Source organism: Acidaminococcus fermentans, assembly GCF_009696675.1.
Taxonomy (GTDB): domain Bacteria; phylum Bacillota; class Negativicutes; order Acidaminococcales; family Acidaminococcaceae; genus Acidaminococcus.
The window spans coordinates 18,693-35,517 of record NZ_VULN01000018.1; the positions used below are offsets into that span (position 1 = coordinate 18,693).

The 16,825-nt window shown below is 54.6% G+C and carries 14 protein-coding genes and 1 pseudogene; 5 read left to right on the plus strand and 10 right to left on the minus strand.

The genetic code is table 11. The annotated features are described in order from the left end of the window. Window positions 1-31 precede the first annotated feature (31 nt). Together FX155_RS10410 and FX155_RS10415 are read left to right on the plus strand one after the other, a co-directional pair. Window positions 32-1,369, plus strand: a complete 1,338-nt coding sequence (locus tag FX155_RS10410) for an ATP-binding protein (RefSeq protein ID WP_419144613.1) — start codon at window positions 32-34, stop codon at window positions 1,367-1,369. A gap of 310 nt (window positions 1,370-1,679) precedes the next feature. After that, entirely contained in the window at window positions 1,680-2,234 is a 555-nt protein-coding gene (locus FX155_RS10415; RefSeq protein WP_022488239.1) for a cupin domain-containing protein, read from the plus strand. Window positions 2,235-2,271: 37 nt separating this feature from the next. On the opposite strand, the gene FX155_RS10420 is transcribed toward FX155_RS10415, so the two are convergent. Both FX155_RS10420 and dsdA read right to left on the minus strand, forming a co-directional pair. Continuing rightward, window positions 2,272-3,609, minus strand: coding sequence for a GntP family permease (locus FX155_RS10420; protein WP_022488240.1), 1,338 nt, complete (start codon window positions 3,607-3,609; stop codon window positions 2,272-2,274). 34 nt (window positions 3,610-3,643) lie between these two features. Continuing rightward, a complete protein-coding gene (gene dsdA / locus FX155_RS10425) occupies window positions 3,644-4,984 on the minus strand; it encodes a D-serine ammonia-lyase (RefSeq protein WP_154488637.1) in 1,341 nt (446 codons plus the stop codon). A gap of 676 nt (window positions 4,985-5,660) precedes the next feature. On the opposite strand from dsdA, the gene FX155_RS10430 reads away from it, so the two are divergent. After that, on the plus strand, window positions 5,661-5,840 hold the full coding sequence (locus tag FX155_RS10430) for a hypothetical protein (RefSeq protein WP_022488242.1): 180 nt from the start codon (window positions 5,661-5,663) through the stop codon (window positions 5,838-5,840). Window positions 5,841-5,945: 105 nt separating this feature from the next. On the opposite strand, the gene FX155_RS10435 is transcribed toward FX155_RS10430, so the two are convergent. The 4 genes and pseudogenes from FX155_RS10435 to FX155_RS10445 all read right to left on the minus strand — a co-directional run bounded on the left by FX155_RS10435 (window position 5,946) and on the right by FX155_RS10445 (window position 10,008). Further along, window positions 5,946-7,088 carry a metallo-dependent hydrolase gene (locus tag FX155_RS10435; protein WP_154488638.1) on the minus strand — a complete coding sequence of 381 codons (1,143 nt, stop codon included), beginning with the start codon at window positions 7,086-7,088 and terminating at the stop codon, window positions 5,946-5,948. Between the two features lie 56 nt (window positions 7,089-7,144). After that, complete coding sequence (locus tag FX155_RS11765; RefSeq protein WP_353844348.1) at window positions 7,145-8,206, minus strand: TRAP transporter substrate-binding protein; 1,062 nt, start codon at window positions 8,204-8,206, stop codon at window positions 7,145-7,147. Then, window positions 8,198-9,481 (minus strand): annotated as a pseudogene (locus FX155_RS11770) (TRAP transporter large permease); the annotation flags it as partial. The pseudogene FX155_RS11770 and the gene FX155_RS11765, both read right to left, overlap by 9 nt. Continuing rightward, on the minus strand, window positions 9,478-10,008 hold the full coding sequence (locus FX155_RS10445) for a TRAP transporter small permease (RefSeq protein WP_154488640.1): 531 nt from the start codon (window positions 10,006-10,008) through the stop codon (window positions 9,478-9,480). The gene FX155_RS10445 and the pseudogene FX155_RS11770, both read right to left, overlap by 4 nt. 146 nt (window positions 10,009-10,154) lie before the next feature. Between FX155_RS10445 and FX155_RS10450 the strand changes: the two genes are divergently transcribed. Then, a complete protein-coding gene (locus FX155_RS10450; protein WP_154488641.1) occupies window positions 10,155-11,126 on the plus strand; it encodes a LysR family transcriptional regulator in 972 nt (323 codons plus the stop codon). A 45-nt stretch (window positions 11,127-11,171) separates the two neighbouring features. On the opposite strand, the gene FX155_RS10455 is transcribed toward FX155_RS10450, so the two are convergent. Genes FX155_RS10455 through FX155_RS10470 form a run of 4 tightly spaced genes read right to left on the minus strand, consistent with a single transcriptional unit; the run spans window position 11,172 to window position 15,675 of the window. After that, window positions 11,172-11,546, minus strand: coding sequence for a DUF1667 domain-containing protein (locus tag FX155_RS10455; RefSeq protein ID WP_154488642.1), 375 nt, complete (start codon window positions 11,544-11,546; stop codon window positions 11,172-11,174). Continuing rightward, the gene (locus tag FX155_RS10460) at window positions 11,539-12,789 is read right to left on the minus strand and encodes an NAD(P)/FAD-dependent oxidoreductase (RefSeq protein ID WP_154488643.1); all 1,251 of its coding nucleotides are present in this window, start codon (window positions 12,787-12,789) and stop codon (window positions 11,539-11,541) included. Before FX155_RS10460 ends, FX155_RS10455 begins: the two co-directional genes overlap by 8 nt. Before the next feature lie 21 nt (window positions 12,790-12,810). Then, window positions 12,811-14,337, minus strand: a complete 1,527-nt coding sequence (locus FX155_RS10465) for an NAD(P)/FAD-dependent oxidoreductase (RefSeq protein ID WP_154488644.1) — start codon at window positions 14,335-14,337, stop codon at window positions 12,811-12,813. Between the two features lie 15 nt (window positions 14,338-14,352). After that, window positions 14,353-15,675: an SLC13 family permease gene (locus tag FX155_RS10470; protein WP_022488249.1), complete on the minus strand. Its 1,323-nt coding sequence runs from the start codon at window positions 15,673-15,675 to the stop codon at window positions 14,353-14,355. 255 nt (window positions 15,676-15,930) lie between these two features. Here FX155_RS10470 and FX155_RS10475 point away from each other — a divergent pair, with 255 nt between their 5' ends. Then, complete coding sequence (locus FX155_RS10475; protein ID WP_154488645.1) at window positions 15,931-16,788, plus strand: AraC family transcriptional regulator; 858 nt, start codon at window positions 15,931-15,933, stop codon at window positions 16,786-16,788. Window positions 16,789-16,825 lie beyond the last annotated feature (37 nt).

Consider the following 16,825-nt stretch of genomic DNA (forward strand, 5'->3'; position numbering starts at 1 on the left):
TGATTTTTAGAGAAGAAAGGGCGTGATTTTTGTGAACCGGCTTACCCGGAAAATCGATTCCTTCCTGGTCCAATGGAAGAATTCCCCCCATCACCTTCCTCTCATCATCAAAGGAGCCCGGCAGGTGGGAAAAACGGAAGCCATCGAGCATTTTGCCCGCACCCATTACACCCACCTGGTGGAAATCAACTTTGTCCTCCAGAAAGAATACCGGCACATCTTTGATGACGGATTCGATGTGAACCGGATCCTTCAGAACATCACCTTCCTGGACCCCAGCCTGCAGCTGAAGCCCCATGAAACCCTGATTTTTTTCGACGAACTCCAGGCCTGTCCCAACTGCGCTACCAGTCTCAAGGCCTTCCAGCTGGACGGCCGCTATGATGTGATCTGTTCCGGATCCCTTATGGGCATCAGTTATCAGGAAATCGAATCCAACAGTGTGGGCTACAAGGAAGATATCACCCTGTATCCTTTGGATTTTGAAGAATTTCTCTGGGCCAGAGGCTACACTTCGGAACAGGTGGACCTTTTTTATCAGCATCTGCTGGAAACCCGGCCCCTTTCCAGGCTGGAAATGGACGTGCTGCAAAAAAACTTCCAGGACTATCTGGTGCTGGGAGGCATGCCTGCAGTAGTCTGGCGGTTCATCCAGCAGAACAATTTCAGCGGCACTCTCCAGCTCCAGCAACAGCTGCTCCTGGACTATGAAGAGGACATCACCAAATATGCCGGCGGCCTGGACAAAGGAAAAATCCTGAATGTCTACCGGAAAATCCCTGTATTTCTGGGAAAGGAAAACAAAAAATTCCAGATTTCCAAAGTGGCCCACGGAGCCCGGAACCGGGAATATCTGGGGGTAGTGGACTGGCTGTCCAACGCCGGCATCGTCAATGTCTGCTATTGCCTGGACCATCCGGAACTGCCTTTGAAAGGGAATTACAACCCAGACCAGTACAAGCTGTATTTTGCCGACACCGGTCTCCTGATCGCCTCTCTGGACGAAGAAGCCCAGCTGGATCTGCGCCGGAACCGTAACTTCGGCGTTTACAAAGGCGCTCTCTTTGAAAACATGGCCGCCCAGATGCTGGTCCAGCAGGGCTACGGCCTGTATTACTACAAAAACACCCAAGGCACCCTGGAAATGGACTTTTTCGTCCGGGATGCAGATTCCCTGATCCCCGTGGAGGTGAAAGCCACCGACGGCAGTACCCGCTCCCTGAACCGTCTCCTGGAAGATTCGAGCCATTATCCGGACATCCGGTACGGCATCAAACTCAGCACCGGAAACATCGGCTGGAACGGAAAATTCTACACCATACCTTATTTTCTCGGTTTCCTGCTAAAACGGTGGCTGAGGGAGAAATAAACGGGGGGTGCTGCACGTTCTCTGCAGCACCCCTGTCAGCTGTCAACGGTTTCCTTATGACACCTCTCCCCTGGACGGCATCCCCGTCCAATCGGTCGAACAAACAATGCCCGCCCCCAACGCCGTAGGGGCGGGCCGCAGGCCCGCCCGTCCCGGCCTGGGGGTTTTACAAGTTCAGAAGCATCTGCCCCCGGCAGATGGTCTCCATAGGCATAAGACGTAGGACTCCTGTCCTAAAATTTCCTTCCATTTTCTCTCTCTTTTTATGTTACAATGAAGACAGAAATCAACTGTTGAAGGAGCTGTTATCATGGAAGAGATGGACATTGGAGGGCGGATCCAGGAATACCGCAAAGCTGCCGGGATGAGTCTCCGGGAACTGGCCGCCCATGCGGAAATCTCTCCTTCCATGCTCAGCCAGATTGAAAACAACGCCGTCAACCCCTCCATCAACACCCTGAAGAGCATTGCAGAAGTTCTCCAGATCCCCCTGTACAAATTTTTCAAGCCCCAGGCCCCCACTCCTGCAGACCAGATCGTCCGCCAGGGAGAGCACCGGATCATCGGCCACTGGGGCACGGAAGTCACCTACAAGCTGCTGACCCCGGATACGGACAGTACCATTGAATTCATCCTGATGGAAATCCCCGCCGGCACCGTCACCACCAAAGTTCCCCGGGGCCATCAGGGCGAGGAAACTGCCTATGTGATGGAAGGCCAAGTGGAAATTACCGTGGATGACCAGACCTACCAGCTTTCTGCCGGAGACAGCATACGGATCCTGTCCGGCCACCCTCACAAATGGTCCAACCGGTCCAAAGAACTGGTCCGGGTCATCTTCGCCGTGACTCCTCCTTCTTTTTAAGCACAAAAAAACTGCCGCAGCCGCGGCAGTTTTTTTGTTACAGCAATACCATGCTCAGCAGGAACACGGTGACCAGTGCGGTCATGGACTGGAGCACGCTGATAATGGGAATGGTCTTGTAGGCAATGGACGTATCCATATCGGAAGTGGTGGCCGTTACCCAGAAGAAATCGTCGTTCCCGTGGAATACCATCATGCCCCCGGCAGCACAGGCCAGCATGGCAATCACCCGGCCCATGGGAGAACCGAAGCCCAGCACATCGATCAGAGGAGTGATCATGGTGGCTGCCGTTACCATGGCAATAGTAGCAGAGCCTACGCAGGTCCGGAACAGGAACCCAATCAGGAAAGGTGCCAGGATGCCGATGGAAACCCCGCTCATGCTGGCAGTGAGGATGTCCCGGAGAGGAGAGGCTTTCAGCACTCCGGAGAAGGCCCCGCCGGCCCCTACGATCAGGACAATCTGTCCGGCCGTCTTCATGGCGTCGGCAATGACCCCGTCAAAGCCCCAGGCTTTGGTGTCTTCCGGAAAGATGTTGTGGTAGCCCACAGCGGCAATCAGCAGCCCGATCAGCAAAGCCACCGCCGGAGTCCCTACAATGTTCAGCACCAGGGCCAGGGTACCGGTAAGCTTGCACATGCTGCCTACAGTTTTCAGCAGCATCAGGGCAATGGGCACCAGGATGGGCAGGAAGGACATCATGGCACTGGGCAGATTCTGATGTTCCGGCGTGTCTTCCACACTGGTGGGCAGATAGTAGTATTTGTTCCCGGCATAGAGGGAAGCCAGGTAAGCCACCAGGGTCACGGGAATGGATACCAGAGCCCCGAACAGGATCACCTGTCCCAGGTCGGCGCTGAGGATCCCGGCCACTGCCAGAGGGCCAGGGGTGGGCGGCACGAACATGTGGGTGGCGTGGAGGCCCATGCACAGGGAAATGGCCATGGTGGTCATGGAAATCTTGGTATCCCGGGAGAGCCTTTTGGCAATGGGGCTCAGCAGGACGAAAGCGGAATCACAGAACACCGGGATGGAAACGAAGTACCCGGTAATGGCCAGCCCCAGGGCTGCATGTTTCTTGCCGGTGATCTTCAAAATGGTCTTGGCCATGGTTTCCGCGGCCCCGGATTTTTCCAGCAGGGCCCCGGTCACCGTCCCCAGGGCAATGACCAGGCCGATATCCGCCACCGTTCCTCCCATGCCATCTGCAAAGGCCTTCAGCATAGGCTCCATGCCCATGCCGGACACAATGGCAAAGACAAAGGACGTGGCAATCAAGGCAAAGAACGGGTGAAGCTTCAGTTTAACAGTACAGATCACCAGGGCCAGCACCGCAAGGACCAGCCCGGCAATCACAGGAAATGCACCATTCATGGAAATCCCTCCTTCCCCCTTGGGGGAACAGACCTTATTTTTTCAGATAGGTGTTCAGGTATTCTTTCCGGATTTCTTCCGGTACCAGACGGCCGCCGGTGGCCCAGGCAATCTGGGTGGCGTTGGCCAGTTTGCCTGCATCCAGGCCCTGGTCCTTCAGATATTTCCGGGTCCCTTCATACACCGTCAGCCGGCAGGGTCCGATGAAGGCCGCACAGCTGGAAGGTTCGATTTCCACGTCTTCGGTTTTCTTCAGATCCCGGAGAAAATTGAAGAGCCGGTAATCATCCACCGTAAAGTCCCCGGACAGCAGGTTGGTCATGATCCGGGTCACAAATCCGGAGGGGCTGGCACAGGCCAGGCCGTCTGCTTCCGTAATCCCGTCAATGTGGAAGTCGTGGACGTTGGCCTTTTCGAATTCCTGGGTGGCCGTGCCCAGCAGGACGGAAGGGCAAAGGGTGGGTTCCGTAAAGAACACATGGACATTGTCCTTGAAGATCCGTTTCAGACCGTAGGAAACGCCGCCGGGGGCCCCGCCCACACCGGCCGGGATGTAAACGATCAGAGGATGGTCAGCATCCACGGTGATATTCATGTCATCCAGCTGTTTCTTCAGCCGTCTGGCAGCCACAGCATAGCCCAGGAACAGGTTCACGGATTTTTCGTCATCCACGAAATAGCTGGTGGGATCCTGGTCGGACAGCCGGCGGCCTTCCGCCACCGCCTTGGAATAGTCATCGGCATATTCGATGACTTCCACGCCCTTCTGCCGGAGCAGATCTTTTTTCCACTGACGGGCATCCATGGACATGTGGACCTTCACCTTGAAGCCCAGCGCCGCACTCATGATCCCGATGGACAGGCCCAGGTTCCCGGTGGAGCCCACCTGTACCGTATACTGATGGAAGAAATCCTTCATATCCTGATCTGCCAGTTTGGCATAGTTGTCCGTTACCTTCAGTTTGCCCGCAGCCAGGGCCAGGTCTTCCGCATGTTTCAGGACTTCATAGATGCCCCCTCTGGCCTTGACGGAACCGGCAATGGCCAGATGGCTGTCCATCTTCAGCAGCAGATGGCCGGGGATGGTGCAGGCAAAGTCCTTTTCCAGGGCCTTCTGCATATCCGGAATGGCTTTCAGGGGAGATTCGATCAGCCCATGAGTCACTTCCGTTTCCGGGAAGCACCGTTCAATGAAAGGCGCAAACCGCTGGAGCCGGTCTGCCGCATCGTCGATCATGGCATCGGACACCACCAGGCTGCACACAGCATTGGTCATGTCAAAGGGAAGGTACCGGGGGTTCACCCACACCGTTTCCTTCTTTTCCGAAACTTCCCGGATCACCGGGTCCTGAGCAATGTACTTTTCCGCATCCATCACAAATCCCTCCGTTCAGATTTATTAAACATAATTTCTTTGTTATGTACAGTATAATTAAACACATCCTCCTTGTCAATGGTATTTTTAGAAAATTTCCAGTATTCTTTTTATCTGCGATTTCATAAGGAATACAACAGTTTTAAAGAAAAAAACAGAAGCTCTATAAATTTATGCAGCTTCTGTTTTCCATTATTTTGTTTAGTATAGAATAACAACAGTGTTTTATTGGGATGAACGAAAAAAGGAGGTGCTGCACGTTCTGTGCAGTACCCCCTTTTTGAATATATGCCCCCTGGGCGGCCGGGACGGGCTTGCCTGGGGCAAGCCCCTACGCCGTCGCTGTCCAGGAGCCGGCTAACAACGATTTTCTTACGGAGACTCTCCCTTGGACGGCATCCCCGTCCAATCGGTCGAACAAACAATGCCCGCCCCCAACGCCGTAGGGGCGTGCCAAAGGCCCGCCCGTCCCGGCCTGGGGGTTTTACAAGTTCAGAAGCATCTGCCCCCGGCAGATGGTATCCATCGGTGTGAGGCTGGAAAGCGGCTCTGCCTCCTTTCGTCTCTCGTCCATCACCCATCAAACATGATAAAATAAACAGTAAATAAGAATCGAATTTTCATACGGGAATACCACATCCCCATGACTGTAGAGATGAAAAAGGAGGCGGAGACCATGTGTACATACGGACAATCCATTCTGGAAGAAGGCGAACAAAAGGGCCGCCTGAAAGAACGGGAAGCCAACGTCCTTGGCATGCTGAAGGAAAAAATCCCCATGGAAACCATTTCCCGGATCACCCACTACTCTCTGGATCAGATTCAGAAACTGGGAAAATTACATGGATTGCTTTAGGTAGGAAAGGCCGCCGGATTTTCCGGCGGCCTTTGTCAGCTGTCAGCTGTCAGCGGCCATAGGATGCGAGGATGCGGCCCATCCCAAGAAACAGCCATTTCCTCCTTACCCAAAATCCGCCTGGCAGTATACACACTGGCCCCCTTTAAAGGTCATCTGAGGCACCAGTACCTGATGGCCGGTCATGGTATTGCCGTTGATATCACTGTACTCCACGTCTTTCTTTTTCAGCCGGAACAAAGCCACATCAGCCGGGCTTCCTTTGGCCAGGGCTCCCAGTTCCGGCCGCCCGATCAGCTGAGCCGGCTTCCAGGTGGCACAATCCAGCACCTGTTCCAGGGGCATCCCGAACTCCAGATACTTGGATAAGATCCGGGGCAGGGAATGGAGAGGCTGGAGGAAACAGCTGGAGGCATTGTTGTCTGAACTGATTACATCGGGTACAAATCCCTGTTCCACCGCTTTCCGGGCTACTTCCAGGTCGAAGTTGCTCCGGCCGTTGGATGCATCGAACAGGACCCCTTTTTTCCGGGCTTCCCACAGTCCCGGCAGGACCTTTCCCCGTTCATCCAGGCAGGTGTGCTCTCCCCGGTTCTGGTAAATATGGCAGATCACATCTCCCGGCCGCAGGATTTCCGCCACTTCATCCAGGGGCAGAGGGCAGTCCGTCACATGGACCACCACCCGGGTCCCGGCCTTCTCGGCAATTTCCACGGTCCGTTTGAGAGAACTTCTGGCCATGTCCTCATCCAGGATTCCACGGGAAAGCCGTGTTTTCAGGCCCACCAAGTTGTCCCCATACCTCCGGAAGAAGTCCAGGATCTTTTTCTCCTCGAAATACCGGGGATCCAGGTTCTCCGGATACCGGTCATTGGACTGCCCTCCCGAAGCCACCAGGAGGCAGTTCAGGATCCGCACCGATGACATGGCCATCACGCTGGCCCGGTACAGTTCATAGCCTCCTACGCCGGCAGTCCCCCCGTCCACAGCGGTAGTAATGCCCATACAGAAGGAGGCTGCATCCCCATTGACGCCATTTTCACTGCCCCGAAAAAAGTAATGAGTGTGGTAATCGATAAGACCGGGCGTTACCAGACAATCCCGGGCGTCAATGACCTGTCTGTATCCGGACTCATCCCTCCCTTCTCCGGGATATTCGATTTTCCCATTGACCAAGGCCATATTTTTTCGTATCAGCTGATGGGTTTCCGGATCATACACCTGCCCGTTTTTGATCAAAAAATCCATGTTCCGCACTTCCTTTCAAAAGACCCGGCAGAAATTATCCTGCCGGGTCACCTGTTTTATTTTTCGGCCTTCCTGGCCTGGTCCACAGCCTGGAGCAGCTGATCCACGATTTCACTGCCCTGGTCTTTTCTCACCATGTCATAGACCACTTTGCCTTTTTCCCGGAGCTGGGCAATCACCTGGGGATCCAGGGTAACGATTTCACAGCCGGCATCAATGCAGGTCTGTTTGTACTGCTGGATGCTCTTGTCCGCACGCCGGTTCCCATAAGCCGTGGCCGCCGCCGCACATTCATCCACCAGTTTCCGTACGTTGTCCGGCAGAGAATTGTACACGTCCTTGTTCATGAAGAAGGTGATGATATGGCCCACATGGTTGGTTTCCACCACATACTTCTGGACTTCCTGGACGTTGTTCCCCACAATGTTCATGTAGGGATTTTCTTCCCCGTCGATGGTGCCCTGCTGGAGGCCCATGAACACTTCCGTGAACTGCATGGGGGTAGCCGCAGCTCCCAAGGCGTTCCAGTAGGCAATATGGTATTTGTTGGTCATCACACGGATTTTCTGGCCCTGGAGGTCTTCCAGTTTCGTCACCTTTTTGTTGGTGGTCAGTTCCCGGAAGCCGGCATCGGAATACCCCAGCATCTGAATGCCCCCAGCGTTGCAGTACTGGTTCATCACCTGGACAAAGGGCCCGTTCAGCACAGTCCGCATCTGCCCCACATTGTCGAACAGGTTGGGCATGTCAAACACCGCATACTGAGGAATGAAATCCACCAGATCCGTAGTCATGCCGGTACCGATTTCGATGGAACCGCTGACCACCGCTTCGGTAAATTCCGTGGTGTTTCCCAACTGGCCGCCAGGATACAGGTCAACGGTGATCTTGCCTCCGGATTTTTCTTTCAGCAGGTGGGCAAATTCCGCTACCATCTGGTAGTTGATGGAAGAATCCGCCACTGTCATAGCTGCCCGCCAGTGGTATTCTCCCGGAATCTCACTGGGATCCAAAGGCTGGATGTTTTTCCCGAATTCATCCGCATCCGCATCCAGTGCGGTACTGATATTGGAGGCCACTTTGGCCTTTTCTTTGGAAAGGGCACTGACCAGCCCCATGGAAATGCCAGGGATATTGGTAATCAGCATCAGAGACAGCAGGAAGGTGGCCAGGAATGGAACCGTGGCCCGTGCCAGCTTCAGCATGGGAATCTTGGTCATCCCGGACGCCACGAACAGGTTGATGCCCATGGGCGGCGTTACCATCCCAATGGCCAGGTTGCAGGTCATGATGATCCCGAAATGGATGGGATCCACACCCAAAGCCGTGGCCACCGGCACCATAATGGGAGTCAGAATCATGATATTGGGAATGTTATCGATGAACATACCGCAGATCAGCATGATGATGTTCATGATCAGCAGCACTACATACTTGTTGTCCGAGATAGCCAGTACTGCCGTGCTGATGGTCTGGGGATACCGGAGCAGGGTGATGACCTTGGCAAAGGCCGCGGCTGCCGCAATCACAAAGAGGATGTTCACATAGGTCTTGGCCCCTTTCATAAACACTTTCCCCAGGTCCTGGAACTGCAGTGTCTTGTAAACAAACAGGCAGATGAACAGGCCGTAGAACACGCTAATCACCGCCGCTTCCGTGGGACTGCAGACCCCGGAATAAATGGTCCCCAGGATGATGACCGGTGTCATCAGGGCAAAGAAGCTTTCCCGGAACAGTTTCCACAATCCCTGTTCATGAAGCTTCCGATAGCTGGCGTTGAGTTTTTCTTTATCCTCTCCGTGCTTTCTGCAGTAGATCCAGCAGTACCCCATCAGGGAGACCCCGATCAGGATCCCCGGGATGATCCCGGCAATGAACAGCTTGGAAGGAGAGCAGTTGGCCGTGGAGGCATAGACGATATAGGAAATGCTGGGAGGAATGATGACCCCCAGTCCCCCGGCCACCGTCACAATGGAGGTGGCAAAGATCTTTTCATATCCCATGGATACCAGAAAAGGAATGGTCATGGCCCCTACAGCAGAAACCGTTGCAGGAGAAGAACCGGAAATGGCTGCATAGAACATGCAGGTAGCCACTACCGCACAGGGGAACCCGGCCGTCTTGTTGCCGATGAAATACCCGAAGAAATTGAACAGCTTCTTGGAAATCCCTCCCTGGGCCATAATCATCCCGGAAACCATGAACATGGGGACAGCCAGCAGGGTGAAACTGTTAAGGCCAGAGAACATAGCCCGGGCTACATCACTGATGCCAAAAGTAAACTGGCCGTTCAGCAGATTGGGAGCCGTGGACAGCAGAGTGAATACCCCGCCTACCGGGAGAGCGATGAAAAGCAATGCTCCCAGCAGTACAAAAAAGAATCCAATGTTCATTCTTCTCCAGCCCCCTTTCCGTTTTGTATATCATTCCCATTATCCCCTTCCAGGGTGGCTTTCCCCTGGAGGACTCTTACCATCAGCTGTGCGTACCGGAAGATTCCCAGCAGGATGCCGAAAGCCATGGCCCGGTAAATATCCGCCACCGGAATGCCCAGAGCCGGGCTGGCCTGATGGATCAGCGCCGCCTTGGCAATCAGTTCCTGGGTTCCTTTGAACAGATAAGCCAACAGCAGGATCATGACACCGTCACACACCAGGCCCAGGATTTTCTGCAGACCTTCCGGCATCATGGTGGTAAAGGTATCCACCTTGATGCTGACCCCGTGGCGCACAGCACAGGGCAGACAGTAGAAAGCCGACAGGGCCAGCAGATAGCAGCAGATTTCATCGGACCAGGTCAGCGCATGATGGAAAGCATACCGCATGATGACATTGGCAAAGGACAGACAACACATCACTGCCAGCATAATGGCCAAAATCACCAGTTCAAGATTCTTGTCGAGCCATTTGACCAGTTTCATTTTCCCTACTCCCCTCTCTGAAGAAAGAATTTTCCGGAATTTTTCATATTTTTATCCTATCATCTTGTTTGTTATCAGTAAACGTGCTAATAATTATAGTTATAAGAAGTATCATTACTATCAAAAATCTGGAAAGGAGCCTTGCCATGGATATCCAGGTCCTTGACTACATCGTGACCATTGCCGACTGCGGCAGCATTTCCAAAGCGGCCCAGAAACTGTTCATCACCCAGTCGGGATTGAACCAGCAGCTGATCAAACTGGAAAACAAATTGGGCGTGAAACTTTTTGAACGGGACAACCATCATCTGGAAATCACCCCTGCCGGTCGGCTCATTGTGGACAGTGCCACGGAAATCCTCCGGATCCGGCGGAATACGCTGACCCAGCTCAGCGATCTCCAGACCAGTATCAGCGGCCTGATTTCCCTGGGCCTGACCCATGAACACGGCATCGATGCTTTTACTGCCATCTATCAGCAGTTCCACCAGCGCTATCCCCACATCAATTTTTCCCTGGTGGAAAAGATTGTGGCAGACCAGTATCACATGCTGAACCACGGATCCCTTGATCTGGGCATCGTCCTGATCAAAAAGCTTCCGGCCCCGCTCCAACGCACCCTGATCCGGGAAGACCTGTACCAGGAAGACCTGCTGCTGGGGGTTCCCCTGTCCCATCCCCTGGCTTCCCGGGCGGTTCCCCTCAGCGCCGGAAAGCCTCTCCGGGTCATCGATCTCCGGCTGTTCAAGGATGATTCCTTTGCTCTGATTTTCAAATCTTCCACCATGCGTCAGGACGTCATCGATCCCATGTTCGAAAAAAGCGGCTTTTACCCCCACATCATGCTGGAAACGGCCATGAACAGTGCCCTGGCCACTCTGGTGAGCCGGGGATTCTGCTGCACCATCCTGCCTCATTCCCGGGTACTGGCCAGTAGCCACCGGAATGAATGTGCCTGGTTCCGGATGTTGGAAAATCCCACCTGGTCCGTTTCCGTAGTACGGCGGAAAGACTACCGCCTGGGGGAAGCCACCCGGTATCTGCTGGACCTGGCCCGGCAGTATGGGAAATCCATGGAAGAACAATTTTCCCGGCACAGTCCCGGTTACAACCGGTAAACAAAAAGGGCCCGTCTCCTGTGGACAGGTCCTTTTCTTATGGGGTTATTTCTTTTCCACCGTTTTGGTGGCAATCACATCGGCTCCCAGGCCCAGTACATTGGACAGCAGCACCGTTCCTGCCGCTATGGGAGCCTTCACACGGCATTTCCGGATTTCTTCCATCACGTCAGAGATTTTTTCTTTCGGGATGGCACCCCGGGTCCGTACGCTGACCAAAGGCAGTTCGCCCCCTTCCACCAGCACGGAACTGGCAATGGTCCGTTTGGGCGCCAGCAGTTCCTGCCGGGCATATTCCAGTCCCCGGGGGCACAGATTCCCCGTCACCTTAGCCAGCACCGGTTTTCCTTCCCGGATCTCATAATCCAGTTTGAGCGTGCATCCGTTGGGGCAGACGATGCAGGTCATTTCCTTATTCATCCAGGCTCACCTCGATTTCTCCTTCTGCAGAAAGCCCACTGCAGGGAACCTCCAGTTCGATCATATTGGCCGGCAGTGCGTTGGGAATCTTTTTCCGCACCAGAACCTGCCCGCCCTGTTTCACTGTCAGACAGCCATTCCGCTGAGGCTGCCGCACCCGCAGGGACAGCCGGAAACCCGTCTGTCCACTGACCCGCTGAGGAACCGTATGACCGATATTCTTTCCGCAGCACACCGGGATGACCGCTCCGGGCAGTCCATTTTCCAGATACTGCCGGATTCCCTCCGCCATGCCTTCCGCTTCCAGGGAAACAAAATCCACCAGATCATGGACGTGGAGCACGTTGCCGGCAGAAAACAGTCCGGGAACCGTCGTCTGGCAGAATTCATCCACCAGGGCACCCTGGGTATGGGGATCCAGCACCGCCCCGGCCCCCAGGGTCAGTTCATTTTCCGGGATCAGTCCCACGGAAAGGATCAGGGTATCACAGGGGATTTCTTCTTCCGTCCCGGCAATGGGCCGCAGATGTTCATCCACCTGAGCCACCACTACGCTTTCCAGCCGGTCCCGGCCACGGATATCCGTTACTGTATGGCTCAGATAGAGGGGAATATCATAATCATGGAGGCACTGTTCGATGTTCCGGGGCAAACCGCTGGGAATGGGATTGATTTCATAGACACCCTTCACATGAGCCCCTTCCAGGGTCAGCCGCCGGGCCATGATCAGGCCGATATCCCCGGATCCCAGGATCACCACTTCTTTGCCGGGCATCCGGTTCTGGAGATTGATGTAGGCCTGGGCCACACCGGCCGTAAGGACCCCGGCCGGACGGGTCCCCGGAATGGCCAGGGCTCCCCGGGTCCGTTCCCGGCAGCCCATGGCCAGCACCACGGCTCTGGCCTGGACCGCCACCATGCCCGTTTCATGAGCGGCGTAAACCCGATGCTCCGGAGTGATCTGGATCACCGTGGTATCGGTAATGTAGGGGATTTCCCTGTCCTGTACTTCCCGGATGAACCGGTCCGCATATTCCGGCCCGCTGAGAGTCTCTCCGAACCGGGTCAGCCCAAACCCGTCGTGGATGCACTGTTTCAGGATCCCTCCCAGCTGATGCTCCCGTTCCAGGATCAGGATGTCCCGGACCCCCTGGTCATAGAGCCGGACAGCAGCCGCCAGCCCGGCCGGTCCGCCGCCGATGATCACCACATCCGCCTGCCGGATCTTCTCTTCCTGTTTCATTCCATTGGCTCCTTCCATCCTTCATTCCTCCCCTTTGGTTTCCGGCCGCACTTCTCCGGTGAACAGCCAGCCGCCTTCCCGCTGATACCGGAGATCTTCCGGCGCCGTTCCCAGTTCCTGTTCCAGCAGCTGGGTGATCCGGGTCTGGCAGTAGCCTCCCTGACAGCGGCCCATCATGGACCGTGTCCGGTTCTTGATGCCGGTCAGGGTATGGACCCCCAGAGGATTGTGGATGGCCTGGAGGATTTCTGCCTTGGAAACATTTTCACACCGGCAGAACACCTGTCCATAAGCAGGGTTTTCCCGGATGGCTGCTTCTTTTTCTTCCAGGCTCATTTCAGCAAAGCGGCGGATGGGTTTCCGGATTGGATCGAAATCCTGTTTCCGGGTAACTTTTCCCCCTTCATTTTCCGTTTCTCCCACCAGAATGTCTACTACACGCCGGGCCAGCGGCAGAGCCGCCGTCACCCCAGGAGATTCGATACCCACCAGGCTCACCGTATGGGGAATGGACGGATCCGTCATAATCCGGAAATCCAGGGGTTCCTTGGTTACCGGATCGCAGTTCCGCCAGCGGATACCCACAAAGTTCCGGATAAAGTACTGCCGTTCCATCTTTTTGAACATCTTCCGGCCATCCTGGAACAGCCGGTCCAGGCTCTGCTGCTGGTTGGCATAATCTTCCGGTCCGGTGGTGGTGTACCAGTCCGGTCCCACCAGGATATTCCCATCCACCGTAGGAGTGGCGTGAGTCACGAACCCGCCCCGGTCGTTGGGAGCCGGGTACACCGGTGTCTTCAAAAAGGCTCCTGCTTTTTTGTCCAGCACATAGTATTCTCCTTTGGTCCCGATCTGGGGCACTTCCGGATATCCCATCAGCTGACCGATTCTTACTGCATAGGCACCGGCACTGTTGATGACCCAGCGGCTGCAGACCATCCCCCGGTTGGTGGTAATCTGGTATACTCTGCCCTTTTCCGCCTGGCCCAGCACCTGCTGCTGCCGGGCTCCGTCCAGGGGTTCAATACCGATAACCCGGGAGCCAAAGGAAAACTCCGCCCCGTTTTTGCAGGCATTTTCCCCCAGGGCAATAGTGTATTGCATAGGGTCCAGGATGCCGGAAGCCGGCACGTACATGGCAAAATTTCCTCCTGCATTGGGTTCAATCCGGTGCATTTCTTCCGGATCCACCATCCGGATGCCTTTGACACCATTGGCTTCCCCATTGGCCTTGAACCGGAGGATATTTTCCCGGTCATGGTCCGTAAAGCCCACCACCAGTTTCCCGGTCCGTTTGAAAGGAACCCCCAGTTCCTGGGACACCTGGTCGAATTCCTGGTTCCCTTCCACGGAACATTTGGCCCGGAGGGTTCCCAGTTTGTAAGTAAATCCTGCATGGAGCATCCCCGTATTCCGGCTGGAATTCCCTGTAGCCACGTCCAGTTCCTTTTCCAGTACCAGGATTTTCAGATCATACCGGGACAGTTCCCGGGCAATGGCGCAGCCTACAACCCCTGCACCCACAACAACTGCATCATACAGTTCCATTTTTCATCTCTCCCATCAGAACAGAATACCCTTGGCGGTCAGACATACGGCAATCATGAAGATCAGCCACAGAGGGCCGCCGATTTTCACATAATCACTGAATTTATACCCTGCCGGCAAAATCTGCATGTTCACCGGCGTCCCGATGGGCGTTGCAATGGCCATATTAGACGCAATGGCAATCAGGATGATGAACGGCACCGGACTCAGGCCCATCCGCTGGGCCAGAGGGATATAAATGGGGGCCAGCATGGCGGATACGGCCACATTGGACATGAACAGGGTCAGGAAGCTGCCCAAAACGAACATGACGCAAAGAATCACATTCAGGGAAGCATCCTCTCCGCCAAAGAATGCCAGGGTCTGTTCCGCAATCAGTTTCCCGGCTCCGGTCTTCTCCAGGGCCACCCCCAGGGTGGCGATGAAACCTACCGTCAGCAGTACGTCCCAGCTGATGTTCTTCAGCGTGGTTTTGTAGTCGATGGTCTTCGTCACAAACAGGATGGAGGATCCGATCAGGGCCACATTGGCGATGTTCAGATACTTGTTGAAAGGAGCAAACCCGCACAGGATGAAGCCCAGGATGCACAGCAGCAGGGTGAACACGGAAATCACCTGCTTCCGGGTGGACGCCTGGGGCACATTGTCCAGTTCTTCCGAACTCTGGGCAAACACATTCCCGTCATCGAAATGGGGAGAGCCAGGCTTCAGTGTCTTTTTGGTGATGGTATAGCCAATGGTGGCAAAATACAGGACCATCAGGGCATCCACCATCCACATCACCGAAGTCATGTCAAAGACCCCCATGCCTGCTTCAAAGCCGGGAACCTGCATCAGGAAGCTGTTGGCTGTATTCTGGGAGGTGGACCCTACCAGGGTGGTAGCGCCCCCTACGATACAGGCAATGCCGGCAGGCATGATCACCATCTTGGACCGGATCTTTCCCTTGGACCCGGCTGCCACTGCTGCAATGATGGGCATCCACATGGCGATGCAGCCCGAATCACTCATAAAAGCGGACATCAGAGTGCACACCACAACCACCATGACCGTAAAGACCCGTTCATTCTGGAAGATTTTCATCCGGCTCAGGGTAATCCCGATTTTCTGGGCCACCCCTGTCTGGAACAGGGCATCCCCCACAATGGTCATCCCGGCGATCATATACACCGGAGCCGTCCCGAAGCCGCTGTATATGGCGGACAGCTTCACACTGGGCAGACAGATCCCCATGGCCAGGGCGCACAGCACCGACGTCAGAGCCATGGGAAACACCCGGCCGATGAACAGGATCATCGTCACTACGGCGATGATCAGACAGACTGTAATCTCACTCATTTTTCTGCTCCCTTCTGCATTCTGCAAAATTCCACGAAATCCTTTTGGCACCCCTGCTGGATATCAGCAGGGCCATCTGCCAGTTATCATAGAGTATTCAGAATTTTACCGTCAATTCCTTTAGTCCATCCGGCGAAGATTTGCCAATCGAGCGTAAAATCATGATATGATTCAGCAGCTTTTTCTTTGATTTACAAATCCTTCCATCTGACGTATCATGAAAAAAGAATCCATTACGCTAAAAGGAAGCTCATTATGACACACTGTCTCTATTATGCCTATTGGGGAGACCATAATGTGAATCCCCGTCCCCATCTTCATGACCAGCTGGAAATTTACATCAGTCTGAACAATATCGGTGATTTTTTTCTCCAGGAACAGAAGTATCCTTTGAATGTAGGCAGCCTGTTCCTGATCCACCCCTTTGAAATCCACCACGGTTTCTGCGGTGCCAACGAAACCACCAGCCGGTATGCCATCCGGTTTCCCCTTTCCGTCCTGGAACGGCTGTCCACGGAGGAGACGGATCTGAAATCCCTGTTCCAGGCCGCCCCACAGACCATCCAGCTGACCCACCAGGAACTGGCCCAGATCAGCGGTCTGATGGAGTCTCTGCTTCAGCCTGCTCCGGATGCCTATGGCCAGGACATCCAGCAGAACCTCCTCCTGTTCCATTTTGTCCTGGCCATTGCCCGGATCCTGCAGGCAAGAGGACCTGCCCGGCAGCCCGGTTCCGGAGAATACAACAGCCTGGTCCAGCAGATCCTCCAGTACATCCACAGCCACTACCGGGAAGAGATTTCCTTGGAAGATCTGTCCGCCCACCTGTATGTAAGCAAGTCCCGGCTGTGCAAGGTGTTCCGGGAACATACCGGGTTCACCATCGGCAGCTATCTGACCATGTACCGGCTCCAGATGGCCTGTTCCCTGTTGGAAAAAGGGGGCAAAGTAAAAGAAGTGGGCAAGGCCGTAGGGTTCCAGACCTATACCCACTTCATCCGCACCTTCACCAGCAAACTGGGCCAGTGCACTTGTCAACAAAAATTGGACACAAAACTAAAAAAATCAGGCATAAAAAACGAATCGATGTACAAGATTCATCAACTTTTCTGACATCCTTCAAGCTTGTTAGACAAACCATGCCATCGAT